The following is a 15,616-nucleotide window of genomic DNA, read 5'->3' on the forward strand; positions in this document are numbered from 1 at the left end:
GCGACTTCCCTTTGTCTGGAGCATCGACATCATGCCTGCCATCACCCTGCCTGACGGATCCGTTCGCCGCTTTGACGGTCCGGTGACGGGCACTATGGTGGCGGAGTCCATCGGCCCGGGCCTGGCCCGCGCCGCGCTGGCGATGGAGGTGGACGGCGCGCTGGTCGACCTGTCGCGCGAAATCGCCGACGACGCGTCGGTCCGCTTCATCACCCGCAAGGACGACGCGGCGCTGGAGATGATCCGCCACGACACCGCCCATGTCCTGGCCGAGGCCGTGCAGTCCCTGTGGCCCGGCACCCAGGTCACCATCGGCCCGTCGATCGAGAACGGCTTCTATTACGATTTCTATCGCAACGAGCCCTTCACGCCCGAGGACTTCCCCGCGATCGAGGCCCGCATGCGCGAGATCGTGGCCGCCAACGCCCGCTTCGAGCGTGAGGTCTGGCCGCGCGACGAGGCGATCCGCTTCTTCGAGAACCGGGGCGAGCGCTTCAAGGCCGAACTGATCCGCGACCTGCCGGAAAGCGAGCCGATCTCGATCTACCGCCAGGGCGAATGGCTGGACCTGTGCCGTGGCCCGCATCTGCGCGGCACGGCGGACGTGGGCAGCGCCTTCAAGCTGATGAAGGTGGCCGGCGCCTACTGGCGCGGCGACCACCGCAACCCGATGCTGACGCGCATCTACGGCACCGCGTGGCGCGACCAGAAGGAACTGGACGCCCACCTGCACCGGCTGGAGGAAGCGGAACGCCGCGACCATCGCCGCATCGGGCGCGAGATGGACCTGTTCCATATCCAGGAAGAGGCCGTCGGTTCGATCTTCTGGCACCCCAAGGGCTGGCGCCTCTATACCGCGTTGCAGGATTACATGCGCCGCGCCCAGACCCGGGGCGGCTACCAGGAAGTCCGCACCCCGCAACTGGTCGACCGCGCGCTGTGGGAGGCCTCGGGCCACTGGGACAAATATCGCGAGCACATGTTCATCGCGACGGTCGAGGACGAGGACAAGACCCTCGCGCTGAAGCCGATGAACTGCCCGTGCCATGTCCAGATCTTCCGCCACGGCCTGCGGTCCTATCGCGAACTGCCGCTGCGCATGGCGGAATTCGGCGCCTGCCATCGCTACGAGCCCTCGGGCGCGCTGCACGGCATCATGCGCGTGCGTTCGTTCACCCAGGATGACGCCCACATCTTCTGCACCGAGTCGCAGATCGCGGCCGAGACGGCGCGCTTCGTGCGCATGCTGGCCGAAGTCTATGCCGACCTGGGCTTCGAAAGCTTCCGGGTGAAATTCGCCGACCGGCCGGAACAGCGCGCCGGCAGCGACGAGACCTGGGACCGGGCCGAGGGCGCGCTGATCGAGGCCTGCCGCCTGGCCGGCGTCGAATACGAGTACAACCCCGGCGAGGGCGCGTTCTACGGGCCGAAACTGGAATTCGTGCTGCGCGACGCCATCGGCCGCGACTGGCAGTGCGGCACCCTGCAGGTCGATTACGTGCTGCCCGAGCGGCTGGACGCGTCCTTCGTCGGCGAGGACAGCGCCCGCCACCGCCCGGTGATGCTGCATCGCGCGATCCTGGGCTCGTTCGAGCGCTTCCTGGGTATCCTGATCGAGCAGCATGCGGGCCGGTTCCCGCTGTGGCTGGCGCCGGTGCAGGTGGTGGTGGCCTCGATCGTCACCGACGCCGCGCCCTATGCCGAACAGGTGGCCGAGACGCTGACGCAGGCGGGCCTGGTGGTCGAGACCGACATCCGGAACGAGAAGATCAACGCCAAGGTGCGCGAGCACAGCCTGGCCCGCGTGCCGGTGATCCTGGTCGTCGGCCGCAAGGAGGCCGAGGACGGCACCGTCGCGATCCGCCGCCTGGGCGGCGCGGCGCAGGAGGTCATGAGCCTGGCCGATGCCGCGACCGCGCTGGCGGCCGAGGCCCTGCCGCCCGACCTGCGCCGGTAAGGCGCACGCCTTATTTCGACGGGGCCGGGCAACGATTCCGGTCGGACCCCGTTAGGCGGTCAGGTCCCGCCCGGGATGACATTGTGCTGCCGGTGCATGGCTGGCTTCGCCGTTCATGCACCGACAGAGCTTGATCTCGGGGGGCGGTTTGCGCCAATAACGGCAAACTCGGAGGCCATTTGCGCTGTCTCGACCCCATTGCCCGCGGGCAGTGGCGGGGGTGGTGCGCTCTCCGGGGCGAAAACGAAGACAGGAGCCGACCATAGCCAGACCTCCGATGCCCACTCCGCCTAACCGCGAGGGCCCACGCGTCAACGAGGAAATTCGTGTCCCGCAGGTGCGTCTGATCGACGCGGACGGCGAGATGCTGGGCGTCATGCCCACACGCGACGCGCTGATGCGCGCTTATGCGGTCGGTCTCGACCTGCTGGAAATCAGTCCGAACGCCGAACCCCCGGTCGCCAAGATCCTGGATTACGGCAAGTTCAAGTACGAACAGCAGAAAAAGCGCAACGAGGCCCGCAAGAAGCAGAAGGTCATCGAGATCAAGGAGGTCAAGGTCCGGCCGAATATCGATGAGAACGACTATCAGGTGAAGATGCGCGCCATGAAGTCGTTCATCGGCGAGGGCGACAAGGTCAAGGTGACGCTGCGCTTCCGTGGCCGCGAAATGGCGCACCAGGACCTGGGCATCAAGGTCCTGGAACGCATCCGCACCGAGATGGACGAACAGGCGAAGGTCGAGCAGATGCCCAAGCTCGAAAACCGCCAGATGATCATGGTCCTGTCGCCCCGTTGACCCCGGCAGGGCCTGGAACGAAAAAAGCCCGGACCCTGGTCCGGGCTTTTTTTTATTTACGCGCCCGCATCACGGTCGCCGTCACGCGCTGGTGGGGCCTGAACCCAAGGGCCTCGTAAAGCGCGATCGCGCCGGTATTGTCGGCATAGGAATGCAGGAAGGGCCTTTCGCCCCGGTCGAGAATGCGCGTGGCGACGGTTCGCATCAGGAAGGCCGCATAGCCGCGCCCGCGATGGTCCGGGTGGGTGCAGACCCCGCTCACCTCGGTAAAACGCCCCGGCTTCAGGCGCTCGCCGGCCATGGCGACCAGGCGGCCCCGGTCCCGAATGCCCACGAAGCCGCCCAGGCGCCACGTGCCGGCGAGAAAGGGACCCGGAGCGGTGAGGGTCGCAAGTGCCAGCATCTCGGCGGCATCGGACTCTCCGAGCTCGGAGAACGAAAAGCGACGGCTATCCTCCGTCACACGGGATGCGACCATTTGCAGGCATTCCGCGCTGCGGATGATGACGGCGCCGGAAGGCGGAGGAACCGCTTCCTTTTCGACGGTCCAGAATTCCCCGCTCCCGGACAGATCCGCCAGCAGGTCCAGATGCCGTGCCGTGTTCGTGCGCGCGGCGCCGAACGGCCCGATGGCCGGATCGAAGCGACGCACCTCGTCATCCCCGATGGCCAGCGCCCCCTGACGTCCTGAAAGCGCATTCCAGACCGGACGGTCCAGAACCTCCTGCCGGATGTTGAAGTCAGTCACGTCGATGCTCCCGCAACCAGCGCGCGAATCCCGCCTCCTCGATCCGACTTTCGACGAGTGCCACCATCTGCTCGACGATTTCGGGTGCCTCCGCCATGACGTCGGCATCATTCACCTTGAGGAACAGCACGCAGCAGCCCCACGCGGTGCGCTTGTTCGCGTCGTTGAACGGATGGTTGCCGGCGATGCCGAACGCGTAGGCGGCGGCGAGATCGAAGAGATCGACAGTGCCCGGATCGGCATAATGATAGCGGTTCAGAGGCCGCCCGAGGGCACTATGCAGCAGATCCTCGTTCTTCAGCCCGTGCGCGCCGCCATATTCGCGCAAGGCATGGTCATGCAGGAACAGGACGGCATCAGGTTCCAGAAATTCCGGGGCGTTCACCGTTTGGCCAGTTCCTGAAGCGCGTCAGCCTGTTCGCGCAGCACCTCGCGCGCCAGTTGCATCTGGCGTTCCAGCTTCAGGTTGCGTTTGACCAGCTTCACTCCGTCCGCCATCTCGACCAGCGTCAGTTCCTGCCCGACTTCCAGCCCCAGCCGGATGCGCGTTTCCGCCGGCAGCGTCACGCCGACCGAATTGCCCTGCTTGCGCAGCACGACCGTTTCCATGTTCGCCCCCTATCTTACAAAACGTAATATAGGCTCCGGCATTCGCCCTGTCAGCTACTCTTCCCGGATTCTACGGATGCAGCAGGAACGTCGCGGTGGCCGAGGCGGTGACGTCCTGTTCCTCGGCGGGGGCGGAGGGCGCGACGGCGGCGCGGGCGGCCATCATCATCATCGGCATGGGGCGCGGCATGGTCCGGTCGCCCAGTGCGACCCTGCGAAGGGTCCCGATTTTCAGGCCCAGCGTCGCCGCGGCGGAGTCCGCCCGGCGGCGGACATCCTTCAGCGCCTCGGACTCGGCCTGGCGGGTCAAATCCTGCCGCCGGTCGGGCGACAGGGACCAGTCCAGTCCCGACAGGCCCAGCCCGCGCGCCTGCAGCCTGCCCACCAGGTCCAGCAGCGCCGTGCCGTCGGCCCCGGCCAGGCGGATGGTCTGGCGCGCCACCCATTGGGGCGGCTTGGCGCTGTCGTCATGCTGGACGGAATAGCCCTCGGTCACGGTGGTGACGCCGCCGGCCGCATGGGCGGCGTCCATGGCCTGGCGGACCAGCGCGTTGACCCGCCCCTGCGCCGCAGCCGCCGTCGCGGCCGCGCTCTCGGCGAACAGCGTCGCGGTCAGCCGGTCGGGCGCGGCATGGACCGTGCCCGTCCCGGACAGGGTCAGTTCGGTGGCCGCCAGGCGTGTATCCGGCGCGCGTGCATCCGGGGCGGGCATGTCCTGGGCGGCGGCGGGACCGGGCAGGGCGGCGATGGCAAGCAGGGCGGACGCGGCGAGGGGGAGAACGAGACGACGGGTCATGAATGATTGTCTTCCTTCAGCACCATCAGGGCGCGGCGCAACTGGACGATGCCCGAACGGACCCTGCCCTCGCGGCAAAGATGCGCGCCCTGGATGCGCAGGTCATGGACCTCGCGCGTCAGCGGGGGGCCATAGGCGTCGATGACGGTGACCAGCCGTTCGCAGAAGGCGCGGCTGTCGCTGGTGATGACGACCGGATGTCCGCTGTCGGAAACCGCGTGGCTGCCGGCGGGCAGCGGCGTGCCCTCGTCCGGTGCCGGCGCGAAACCGCACAGGCAGAAGCCCATGGCCAGCAGGACTGGAACCGGAGGAGGCTGCATGCTCATGATTCGAAGCCTAGGGCGTGTCACGTGTCGCCCCCATGGGGTGAATGTGAAGTCTCCGTCACGCCGTCCGGCGGCGGCGCGGGCGGGAGCGGAACGGGCGCGCGCGAGGCGAAGCGGGGGCGGGCGGCCTCGCGCGCCACGGGCAGCACCATGCGGACCGACAGCCCCGGCGCATTGCTGCGCAGCCGCAGCACGCCGCCATGCAGTTGCACGATCGCCTGCACCAGCGACAGGCCCAGGCCCGCGCCGGGGGTGTTGCGGGCCGTCTCGGCACGGAAGAAGCGTTCCGACGCACGCGCCATGTCGGCCTCGTTCATGCCGATCCCCTCGTCGGTGACGGCGATGGATACGGCATTGCGCCCCGGGGCGGACCCGCTCAGCCCCGGCAGCAGGGCCGGTCCCAGGGCGACGGCCAGCGTGACCGTTCCCCCGGCGGGTGAAAACTTGATGGCGTTGTCCAGCAGGTTGGCCACCGCCTGCTGCATCATCGCCTGGTCGCCGTAGAAGGGCAGGGTGGGCGGCAGGCGCAGCACCAGCCGGATCTGCCGTTCCTCGGCCACGGCCTCGTACAGGTCGCCGATATCGGCCAGCAGCGGCACCAGGTCGAACGGGGCGAAGGCCGATCGGCGGGACCCGGCCTCGATCTGCGCGATCCGCAGCAGGGCCTCGAACACCGCCGTCACATTGTCCAGGTGACCCACGGCACGGTCGATGGCCGCGCGCAGTTCGCCCTCGCCGCTTGCATGCTCGGCCGCGTCCTCCAACTGGGTGCGGGCGCGGGTGATGGGCGTGCGCAGGTCGTGGGCGATGGAATTGGACACCTGGCGCACGCCGTCCATCAGCCGCACGATGCGGTCCAGCATCTCGTTGATCGCCTCGGCCACCTGGTCCAGCTCGTCGCCATTGCCGACCAGCGGCATCCGGCGCGACAGGTCGCCATGCGCGATCGCCGACGTGGTCTGGGCGATCGACTTGATCATGCGGCGGAACATGCCGTGCACCAGCACCGCGCCGCTGATCGCCAGCAGCGTCACCATCATCCACGCCCAAAGCAGGGAATCGGTCAGCAGGCGGCGCAGCACGGCGCGCGACCGGACATCCCGCCCGACCAGCAGCCGGAAGCCGCCCGGCAGGGCGAAGGCATGGACCTGCGCCATGTCGCGCATGCCCGCCCGCGTGACCTCCAGCGCGTACCACCGGTCGGTGCTGGTGATCATGGCCGGCCATTCCGACAGGTTGCCCGCCAGCCGGTGGCCGGTCGGGTCGACCATCAGGTAGATCGCGTCGTCATCCAGGTTCTGTTCCAGCCGGTCGTCGATCGTCAGCGCCAGGGTCGGCAGCCCGCCCTCGGCCCAGCGCTGGCTCAGCGCCCGGGCGTCGGCATTGATCGCGGTTTCCACCTGCCGTTCCAGGAAGCCGATCGTCCCCCACCAGATGAAGGACATGAACAGGATCGAGGACAGGGCGAACAGCACGCCATAGCCCAGCGAAAAGCGCAGGCTGGCCGAACGGGGCAGCCTGAACCGGCGCCGGCCCGTGCCCGAGGCGGTCTGCTGCCCGGATTGCATGATGCGCGGTCCCGCGTTCCTATTCCGCCCGCAGCATGTAGCCGGCGTTGCGGATGGTATGGATCAGGGGGGTATCGAACGGCTTGTCCACCTTCTGGCGCAGGCGGGACACATGGACGTCGATGACGTTGGTCTGCGGGTCGAAATGATAGTCCCACACGCCTTCCAGCAGCATGGTGCGCGTCACGACCTGGCCGGCATGGCGCATCAGGTATTCCAGCAGCCGGAATTCGCGGGGCTGCAGGTCGATGCGCTGCCCGCCGCGGCGGACCGACCGCGACAGCAGGTCGATTTCCAGGTCCGCCACGTTCAGGCGCGTCAGCGGCGCGTTGTCGCTGCGCCCCCGGCGCGACAGGGCCTCGACCCGGGCCAGCAATTCGCTGAAGGCGAAGGGCTTGGTGACGTAATCGTCGCCGCCGGCCTTCAGGCCCTGCACGCGGTCATCCACGTCCGCCAGCGCCGACAGCAGCAGGACCGGCGTGCTGTTGTTCTGCGCGCGGATGGTTTCCAGCAGCCGCAGCCCGTCGATCCCGCCCGGTAGCATGCGGTCCAGGATGATCAGGTCGAAATTCTCGCTGACCGCCAGGAACAGCCCGTCCTTGCCGTTGTCCACCGGCTCGACCAGGTGCCCGGCCTCGCGCAGGCCCTTGGCGACGAAATTGCGGACGGTCGGATCATCCTCGACGACCAGGATATGCATGTCGGTCCGGCTCCCGTTTCAACCTTGGCCGATCATCTTACGCTGCATGCGGCCGCACTGGCCAGAGCGGGAGGTACCTAGTCGTCCATATCCGCCGGCCGGCTTCCCACCGCGACCGGCACCGTCAGCACGGCGCCGTGGCGGCGGATGCGGACCTGCACGGTCGAACCGGGATGTTCCGCCGCGATGGTGCGGATCAGGGTGCGGGAGGTATCCATCGGTTCGTCCCCCACGCTCAGCACGATGTCGCCGGTGCGCAGCCTGGCCCGCTGGGCGGGGCCGTCATGGTCGATGTCGGTGATGCGCACCCCGTCATGGGTGTCGCCATCCGCCAGGGTCACGCCCAGCCAGCCGCGCGCGATGTGCCCGCTGCGGCGCAGTTCGGCCACGATGGGGGCCACGATTTCCGACGGAATGCCGAAGCCGATTCCCACCGACCCGCCGGTGGGCGACACGATGGCGGTGTTCAGCGCCACCACCTGGCCGCTGAGGTTGAACGACGGCCCCCCCGAATTGCCGGGATTGATCGGCGCGTCCAGTTGCAGGAAATCGTCGAACGGGCTGGCGCCGATATCGCGCCCGCGCGCGGACACGATCCCGGCGGTGACGGACGAGCCCAGGCCGAACGGGTTGCCCGCCGCCATGATCCAGTCGCCGACATTGATCTGCCGGCTGTCGCCCCAGGTCACGAACGGCAGCGGATGCGGGGCCTGGATGCTGATGACCGCGATGTCGGTCAGGTCGTCGCTGCCCACCAGACGGGCGGGATATTCGGTTCCGTCGGACAGCGAGACCGTGATGTGGTCGGCCTCGCCCACCACATGGTTGTTGGTCACGATCACGCCGCTGGGGTCGATGATGAAGCCCGATCCGGCGCCCAGCATCTCCTCGCCGCGCGAGCGCATGCGCTCGCGGAACCGCTTCTCGAAGGGCGTGCCCTTGACGCCCGGGGGAACCGGCACGCGCTTCTGCGGGTCGTCGGCATCCTGCGTCACGGCGATATTGACCACGGCCGGCACCACCTGACGCACCAGCGGCGCGAAGGTCAGCGGCCCGGAGGTGACCAGCGGCGGCGCGGGCGGCGCGAACAGGGGGGCGTCGGCCCGCGCGGTGGCGCAGGTGAAACCCAGGGCCAGGCCGGCCACGGCCGCCGCGCAACGCTTCGGCCGGCTTACCATCCGCATGGGTATGACATCCTGTTCATGGCGCATGGGTCGGCGCGTTACGGATATCGCGACGATAGCGCATGTTCGCGCCGCCGTCATGGCGGCGGCGGTCACGGCCGGCGGCCGGCATGACGCGCGGGGGGCGCGGCGGTCGCCGGGTTTTCCGGCCAGTCGTGGCGGGGGTAGCGCCCGCGCATGTCGCGGCGCATGTCCGCCCAGCTTCCGGCCCAGAATCCGGCCAGGTCGGCGGTGATGGCCTGCGGCCGCCCGGCGGGTGACAGCAGCGCGACCTGCAGCCCGACCTGCCCGTCGGCCAGGCGCGGCGTCTCGCGCACGCCGTAGAAGGTCTGGGCGCGGGCCGAGGCCGTGGGAACCGGCTGGGTATAATCCACCGGGACCCGCCCGCCCGGCAGGTCCAGGTGCGTGGGCAGCGCCCGGTCCAGCCACGCCAGCGTGGCATGGTCCAGCCGCCCGCGCAGCATTGCCAGCACGTCCAGCGCCGCGACCTCGGACAGGCGGCTCAGGCCCGTCAGCCAGGGGGCCAGCCATTCGGCGGCGTCGGCGGCCAGTGCGGCGTCCGACAGATCCGGCAGCGCGTCGCGCCCCGGCAGGCCGCGCGCCAGGGCCACGCGGGCCTGGAACTGGCGGGATGCCGGGGTCCAGCCCAGGGTGGTGTCCAGCCGGTCCGCCACCTGGCGCAGCAACAGGTCCGCCACGTCGCCGGGCGCGGCCGCGACCGTGCGGTCCCGCAGTACCAGCGCCCCCAGCCTCAGCCGGCGCCGGGCCATCACCGATCCGGTCACCGGGTCCAGGGTGGTCTCCACCTGCTCGGTGGCGCGGCGGCGCACCGTCTCGGGCAGTGAATCCGGGTCCAGCGCCGCCGCCATGCGGATGTCGGCGGCGGTGCGGACATGCAGCGTCGCCACCGCCAGCAGGCCGGCATCGGCCAGCCGGTCGGTCTTGCCCAGCCGCGCGCCGCCCCCGCCGGACAGGCGGAAGCTGCCCGGCTCCCCCCGGCGCTGTGCGATGCGGTCGGGGAAGGCGGCGGCCAGCAGCGACGCGGCATGGCCCTGGCCCGCCGTGCCGGCCCGCAGGCCCAGCCGGCGGCGATACTGGCCCGCCGCCTGCCGGATGCGCGCCAGTGCGCCGCGATCGGCGTCGGCATGGTCGCCGCCCGCGATCAGGTCCAGCCGCAGCGCGATGTCGGCGGGGGGCACGGCGGGCGCGCCCCGGCCGCCCGCCGGGCGGGGCCGCAGCGGGTCGCGTTCCTCCAGCAGGGCGGCGATGTCGGCGGCCAGCGCGGCCTCGCCGGCATCGCGGGCGGCCAGCATCATCGCCGCCAGGCGCGGATGCGCGCCCAGCGCCGCCATGCGCTCGCCCTCGGCGGTGATGCGCGCGTCGTCGTCCAGGGCCCCCAGCGCCAGCAGCAGGGCGCGCGCGGCCTCGAACGCGCCGTTGGGCGGGGCGTCGGGCAGGGGCAGTTCGTCCGGGGCGGTGCCCATCGCCGCCTGCCACGCGGCGGTGTCCAGCCGCAGGCCGGTCAGTTCGGCATCCAGGATTTCCGGGCGGTCGTGCGGGGCCATGCCGCGTTGCGTCGCCTCGCTCCACAGGCGCAGGGCGGCGCCGGGACCCTCGCGTCCGGCGCGGCCGGCGCGCTGGGCGGCGGCGGCGCGGGAAATCCGCACCGTCTCCAGCCGCGACAGGCCGGTGCCGGGGTCCAGGCGCGGGCTGCGCCGATAGCCGCCATCCACCACCACCCGGACCCCGGGCACGGTCAGCGATGTCTCGGCGATCGAGGTCGCCAGGATCACCCGCCGGCCATTCCCCTTTTGTCCGTCGCTGGGGCCGGGGCGCAGCACGCGGTCCTGCTCGGCGGGCGGCATGTCGCCATACAGCGGCAGGATCGCGGCGGGCGCGCCGGCCAGTGCCGCCTGCGTGCGGCGGATTTCCCCCACCCCGGGCAGGAAGGCCAGGATATCGCCCTCATGCTCGGCCAGGGCGGCGCGGATCGCGCGGGCCATCGCCTCGGGCAGGTCGCGCACATGCGGGATGTCGCGCGGGGCGTGATGGATCGCGACGGGGAACATCCGGCCGGCGCTTTCGATCAGCCGCGCCTCCATCAGCGCCGACAGCGCCGCGCCGTCCATGGTGGCCGACATCGCCACCAGACGCAGGTCCGGCCGCAGGCTGCGCTGCACGTCCAGGCAGAAGGCCAGCGCCGCGTCGGCGTCCAGCGAGCGCTCGTGGATCTCGTCCAGGATGACGCAGGCCACGCCCTCCAGCGTCGGGTCGGCCAGCAGGCGCCGCACCATCAGCCCTTCGGTCACCACCTCGATGCGCGTGCGCTCCGATATGGCGGAGTCCAGCCGGGTGCGGTAGCCGACCAGGCCGCCGGCGTCCTCGCCCAGCAGCGCCGCCATGCGCTGCGCCGCCGCGCGGGCGGCCAGCCGGCGCGGTTCCAGCATGACGATGCGCCCGTCCCCCCGCCAGGGCGCGTCCAGCAGCGCCAGCGGCACCGTCGTGGTCTTGCCCGCGCCCGGGGGCGCCACCAGCACGGCGGAGGGATGCTCCGCCAGGCTGGCGCGCAGGGCCGGCAGGATGGCCGCCACCGGCAGGTCGGCCGGAAGGGCGAGCGCCGGAAGGGGGCTTTGCAGGGCGTGGTCGGATTCCATATCCTGCTTTATGCGTCCGCGACCTGGAACCGGCAATCGCCGGCCGTCGCACGCCCATTCTTCCGCCCCCTCGTTCCGGAGCCCCCTTCGTGGTCCTATCCTGGCGCCTGCCCCCGTTCCTGCGTCTGTCATTGCTGTTTCTGGCGCCGCTTGTCTTCCTCCTGGCGCTGCCGTCCGGCCGCGCGGGGGCGGCTGAGAGTGCGGCGCTGACCACCACGCGCGACAGCGCGACGCTGGTGACGGACACCGACCGGTACCGGCCCGGCATGCCGCTGCATGTCGGGCTGCGCCTGCGGCTGCAGCCGGGGTGGCATACCTACTGGATCAATCCCGGCGACGCGGGCGAGGCCCCGACCCTGGCGGTGCAGGCCGGTGGCGGGGCCGCCGGCGCATCCGGCACCATTGCCTGGCCGGTGCCCCGGCGCCTGCCCGACGGGCCGCTGATGTCCTACGGCTATACCGGCGAGGTGCTGCTGCCGGCCGAACTGCGCCCGACCGGACCGGGGGACGGGCCGATGGTGTTGCAGGCCACGGCCGAATGGCTGGTCTGCGCCGCCGTCTGCGTGCCCGAACAGGGGCGGTTCACCCTGACGCTGCCGCCGGGCGACCCCGCGCCCTCGGACCAGGCGCCGCTGTTCGCGCGCGCCGCCGCCGCGCGGCCGGTTGCCTCGCCCTTCGCCGCGATGATCGCGTCCGATGGCGTGTTGGCGATCACGGGCGCGGGGCTGTCGTCCGATACGGTGCGTGATGCCTGGTTCATGCCCACGATCTCCGGCGCCATCGACCAGGATGCGGCGCAGGCCCTGTCGGTCCATGACGGCGGGCTGACCCTGGCGCTGAAGCCCGGCGACGCCTTCCACGCCGCCCCCACGCTGGACGGCGTGCTGGTGCTGAAGGATGCGGCGGGGCAGGAACGCGGCCTGTCGGTTTCGGCCCGTCCCGGTGCGGTGCCGACCGTGACCCCTGGGGCGGTCCCCGGGCCGGCCCATAGCGGCGCGGCGCGCATGCTGCTGCTGGCTTTCGCCGGCGGGCTGATCCTGAATTTGATGCCGTGCGTGTTTCCGGTGCTGGTGATGAAGGCGATGGCCCTGACCCGCCTGGCCGGCGGGGGCGCGTCGGCGCGGCTGGCCGGCGCCGGGGCCTATGCGGGCGGCGTGATCGGCGCGTTTGTGATGCTGGGCGGCGTGATCCTGGCGCTGCGCGCGGCCGGGGCCGTCGCGGGCTGGGGCTTCCAGTTCCAGTCGGCGGCCTTTGTCGCCGCCATGTGCTGGCTGCTGTTCGCGGTGGCGCTGAACCTGCTGGGCGTGTTCGGCATGGGCAACGGCATCGCGGCGCTGGGCGGCGTGGGCGTGTCGCGCACCGGCTATCTGGGCGATGCGATGACCGGGGTGCTGGCGGTGCTGGTGGCCACCCCCTGCACCGCGCCGTTCATGGGGGCGGCGATCGCGGGCGCGCTGGCGGCCTCGCCGGTCGTGGCGATGGCGGTGTTCGTCGCGATGGGGGCGGGGCTGGCTGCGCCCTACCTGCTGCTGGCCGGCGTGCCGGGGCTGGCGCGCCACCTGCCGCGCCCCGGCGCGTGGATGGATATCCTGCGCCAGGGCCTGGCCTTTCCGGTGCTGGGCACCTGCGTATGGCTGATGTGGGTGCTGGCGTTGCAGGCCGGGGCCGGCGCGATCGCAGTGCTGGGCATCGGGCTGGTGCTGATCGGGCTGGCGGCGTGGCTGACCGGCCTGGCGCAGGGCATGGCCATGCGCGACGGCCCGGCGCGGCGCATTCGCCTGTGCCGGGCGGTGGCGCTGGCCGCGCTGGCGCTGGCCATGGCGCTGCTGCCCGGGCTGGGCGGCACCGTATCCGGGGGCGCGGCGCGTCTGGCCGCCGACGGGTCGGAACCGTTTTCGGCCAGCCGGCTGGCCACGTTGCGGGCGCAGGGCCGCCCGGTGTTCGTGGACATGACGGCGGCGTGGTGCATTTCCTGCCTGGTGAACGAACGGGTGGCCCTGTCCTCGGCCCCGGTACAGGCGGCGTTCCATGACCGGCACGTGGTCTACATGAAGGGCGACTGGACCAACCGGAACGCGGCGATCAGCGCCTTCCTGGACGCCCATGGGCGGGCGGGGGTGCCGTTCTACCTCTATTACCCGCCGGGCAGCGGCGATGGCCGGGCCCTGCCGCAGATCCTGACGACCGGACTGGTGCTGGACGCGCTGAAAGGATAGCGCGTCCGTTCCCCTTCAGGCGATCAGTAGCCGTTGCTGTTGTCGGCCGGACTGGCGGGGGTGCCGGTCGCGGGTGTGGTCGCGGGTGCGGCGGTGGCCGTGCCCGGCGGCAGGGTCAGGTAGCCGGGCTGCGGCGACAGGGTGCGCGGCGCCGCCGGGTCAGGGCTGGCGGCATCGCCGCCGGGGGCCCCGGTGGGGAAGATCGCATCGGGCCCGCTGCTGGCCGGCGGCGTTGCCGGGGGGGCGGACACAGCGGGAGCGGGGGCCGGCGCGGCCGGGGTTGCGTCGGGCGAGGCGGCAGGAGCGGCGGCGGGTGCCGGGGCCGGTGCGGGCGCTACCGCGGGGGCCGTCGAATCCGGGGCCGGACCGGCCGGGACGGTGGCCGCCGCCGGGGTGGCGGTCATGTCCGGCGTCGTTCCGGGCAGGCCCAGCGTCTGCTGCTGGATCGCGCCGGCCGCGCTGGTGCCGGCGGTATCGACCAGCCAGTCCGCCAGATGATGCCGGATCTGGAATTCCAGCTCGATATTCATGTCCTTCATCATCTGCGACGTCAGCGTGTACAGATGGGCCGGGCTGTCCGCATTGCCGTCATCGTCGGACGCGCCCGGGCTGAAGCTGCGATGGACATGCGCCTCGGCGTAAGCCGAACGCTGGCCGTTGGCGGCGGTGACATCCAGATGCACGTCCATCTGTCCTTCCAGCGTGCCGCCGGGCATGTGCAGGATGGAAGCCCTGTCGATCGTGAAGACCGCGCTGCCGGCGCTGCCCGCCGCCATCAGCCGGTCGGCCGCCATGCGCAGCAGCGCCTGGTCGGGCGGCGTCGGCGCGCGGCCGGAAATATCGCCCGGCACCGATCCCGGCTGCCCGTTATCGACGGTGGTGATCGTCCCGACATTCAGGTGCAGCACCGGCAGGTAGTCGTAATGCATCGGCGCGAAGGCGGTCTGCGGCGGCGTGTCGTCGCATGCCGCGAGCGGCAGAAGCGGGCAGGCGAGCAGCAGCAGCAGGGGCAACCGGACGGCCCGGCGGGACGAACGCATGGACGGTATCTCCAACAATTGGAACGGGAAAAGTGCCGCCCCGCGTTGCGCCGGTCAATCCGCGGCCGTCGCCCCGCCGATCTCGGTCCGGGGAAAGCGGAAGCTGATATTGCAGAACTCGCAGCTCATGCTGATCGTCCCGTCCTCGGCCATGTGGTCCAGGTCGTCGCCCGAAAACGTCTCCAGGATTCCGGACAGCCGGGCCCGGCTGCACCGGCAGCCGAAGGCCAGCGCCCGGGGACGGTCGGCGCAGACATCCTCGGAATGGAACAGGCGGTACAGCAGCGTTTCGGGCGCCAGAGCGTCGTCGGTCAGTTCGGCCTCGGTCACCGTCTCGGCCAGGGTGACGGCGGTAGCCCAGTTTTCGTCCGCGTCGCCTTCAGGCGCCGTTTCCGCCGCGATCCCGCCCTCGGTCGCGATGCGCTCCAGGATCAGCGCGCTGGCTCGCCAGCCCGCATCGGTGTGCACGCAGGCCAAGCGAATCCAGCAGGCATGCTGCTCGCTGGTCTCGAAATAATGGCCGGCCATGTCCGACAGCGACGGGCCGCGGATTTCGACGATGCCCTGATGGAGGTCGGTATCCGGTCCCTGGTCCACGGTGAACGCCAGATAGCCCGCGCCCAGCAGCCGGGCCGCGTCCGCATCGGGCTCGGACGCCGCCAGCGCCGCGACCTGCTCCGCGTCCGACCGCGCATGGAACCGCAGCGCGCCGGCATGGGTGCAGTCCGCCACCAGGGAGGAAACCGGACCGTCGGTCCTGGCCTGCAGCGAGAACGATCCCTGGAATTTCAGGGCCGATGCCAGCCCGGCGACCAGCGCCAGCGCCTCGCCTGCCAGGCGCAGCACGATGTCCGGATGGTCGTGCCGGACCAGCAGGGCGTCGGTCAGCGCCCCCACCCGCACCAGCCGCCCGCGTACCGGCCGCCCGGCCAGGTAGAACGGCGTCACCCCCTGCGGGACGACCAGGTCGGGCACGTCGGGCCGGTGGGTGTCGAGGAAGGCGGGGGTGTCGATCATGC

At 71.1% G+C, this 15,616-nt stretch carries 14 protein-coding genes; 3 read left to right on the plus strand and 11 right to left on the minus strand.

Annotated features, from left to right (window positions below):
* The first annotated feature begins 31 nt into the window (after positions 1-31).
* Complete coding sequence (thrS, locus tag GDIA_RS10835; RefSeq protein ID WP_012224745.1) at positions 32-1,957, plus strand: threonine--tRNA ligase; 1,926 nt, start codon at positions 32-34, stop codon at positions 1,955-1,957.
* A gap of 277 nt (positions 1,958-2,234) precedes the next feature.
* Positions 2,235-2,756 (plus strand): translation initiation factor IF-3, encoded by a 522-nt coding sequence (infC, locus tag GDIA_RS10840; protein ID WP_012224746.1) that lies wholly within the window; start codon positions 2,235-2,237, stop codon positions 2,754-2,756.
* A gap of 52 nt (positions 2,757-2,808) precedes the next feature.
* Here the strand turns inward: infC and GDIA_RS10845 are convergent, their stop codons facing one another.
* The 9 genes from GDIA_RS10845 to hrpB all read right to left on the minus strand — a co-directional run bounded on the left by GDIA_RS10845 (position 2,809) and on the right by hrpB (position 11,341).
* Entirely contained in the window at positions 2,809-3,504 is a 696-nt protein-coding gene (locus GDIA_RS10845; protein ID WP_012554160.1) for a GNAT family N-acetyltransferase, read from the minus strand.
* Positions 3,497-3,889: a type II toxin-antitoxin system death-on-curing family toxin gene (locus GDIA_RS10850; protein ID WP_012224748.1), complete on the minus strand. Its 393-nt coding sequence runs from the start codon at positions 3,887-3,889 to the stop codon at positions 3,497-3,499. The genes GDIA_RS10845 and GDIA_RS10850 overlap by 8 nt, the downstream gene beginning before the upstream one ends.
* Positions 3,886-4,113: an AbrB/MazE/SpoVT family DNA-binding domain-containing protein gene (locus tag GDIA_RS10855; protein ID WP_012224749.1), complete on the minus strand. Its 228-nt coding sequence runs from the start codon at positions 4,111-4,113 to the stop codon at positions 3,886-3,888. Before GDIA_RS10855 ends, GDIA_RS10850 begins: the two co-directional genes overlap by 4 nt.
* 70 nt (positions 4,114-4,183) lie before the next feature.
* Positions 4,184-4,909: an SIMPL domain-containing protein gene (locus GDIA_RS10860; protein ID WP_012224750.1), complete on the minus strand. Its 726-nt coding sequence runs from the start codon at positions 4,907-4,909 to the stop codon at positions 4,184-4,186.
* Positions 4,906-5,235: a hypothetical protein gene (locus GDIA_RS10865; protein ID WP_012554161.1), complete on the minus strand. Its 330-nt coding sequence runs from the start codon at positions 5,233-5,235 to the stop codon at positions 4,906-4,908. The genes GDIA_RS10860 and GDIA_RS10865 overlap by 4 nt, the downstream gene beginning before the upstream one ends.
* Positions 5,236-5,255: 20 nt before the next feature.
* Positions 5,256-6,803, minus strand: coding sequence for a sensor histidine kinase (locus tag GDIA_RS10870; RefSeq protein WP_012224752.1), 1,548 nt, complete (start codon positions 6,801-6,803; stop codon positions 5,256-5,258).
* A gap of 19 nt (positions 6,804-6,822) precedes the next feature.
* Positions 6,823-7,503, minus strand: coding sequence for a winged helix-turn-helix domain-containing protein (locus GDIA_RS10875; RefSeq protein WP_012554162.1), 681 nt, complete (start codon positions 7,501-7,503; stop codon positions 6,823-6,825).
* 77 nt (positions 7,504-7,580) lie between these two features.
* Positions 7,581-8,687: a S1C family serine protease gene (locus GDIA_RS10880; protein ID WP_012554163.1), complete on the minus strand. Its 1,107-nt coding sequence runs from the start codon at positions 8,685-8,687 to the stop codon at positions 7,581-7,583.
* A gap of 92 nt (positions 8,688-8,779) precedes the next feature.
* Positions 8,780-11,341 (minus strand): ATP-dependent helicase HrpB, encoded by a 2,562-nt coding sequence (hrpB, locus tag GDIA_RS10885; protein ID WP_012554164.1) that lies wholly within the window; start codon positions 11,339-11,341, stop codon positions 8,780-8,782.
* Positions 11,342-11,430: 89 nt separating this feature from the next.
* On the opposite strand from hrpB, the gene GDIA_RS10890 reads away from it, so the two are divergent.
* Positions 11,431-13,557: a protein-disulfide reductase DsbD family protein gene (locus tag GDIA_RS10890; protein WP_012554165.1), complete on the plus strand. Its 2,127-nt coding sequence runs from the start codon at positions 11,431-11,433 to the stop codon at positions 13,555-13,557.
* Between the two features lie 23 nt (positions 13,558-13,580).
* Here GDIA_RS10890 and GDIA_RS10895 read toward each other — a convergent pair whose 3' ends face one another.
* Positions 13,581-14,597 carry a hypothetical protein gene (locus tag GDIA_RS10895; protein WP_012554166.1) on the minus strand — a complete coding sequence of 339 codons (1,017 nt, stop codon included), beginning with the start codon at positions 14,595-14,597 and terminating at the stop codon, positions 13,581-13,583.
* A 54-nt stretch (positions 14,598-14,651) separates the two neighbouring features.
* Positions 14,652-15,614, minus strand: coding sequence for an Hsp33 family molecular chaperone HslO (gene hslO / locus GDIA_RS10900; protein WP_012554167.1), 963 nt, complete (start codon positions 15,612-15,614; stop codon positions 14,652-14,654).
* Between the last annotated feature and the right edge of the window lie 2 nt (positions 15,615-15,616).

Origin of the sequence: Gluconacetobacter diazotrophicus PA1 5 (assembly GCF_000021325.1) — a bacterium.
GTDB classification, from domain to species: domain Bacteria; phylum Pseudomonadota; class Alphaproteobacteria; order Acetobacterales; family Acetobacteraceae; genus Gluconacetobacter; species Gluconacetobacter diazotrophicus.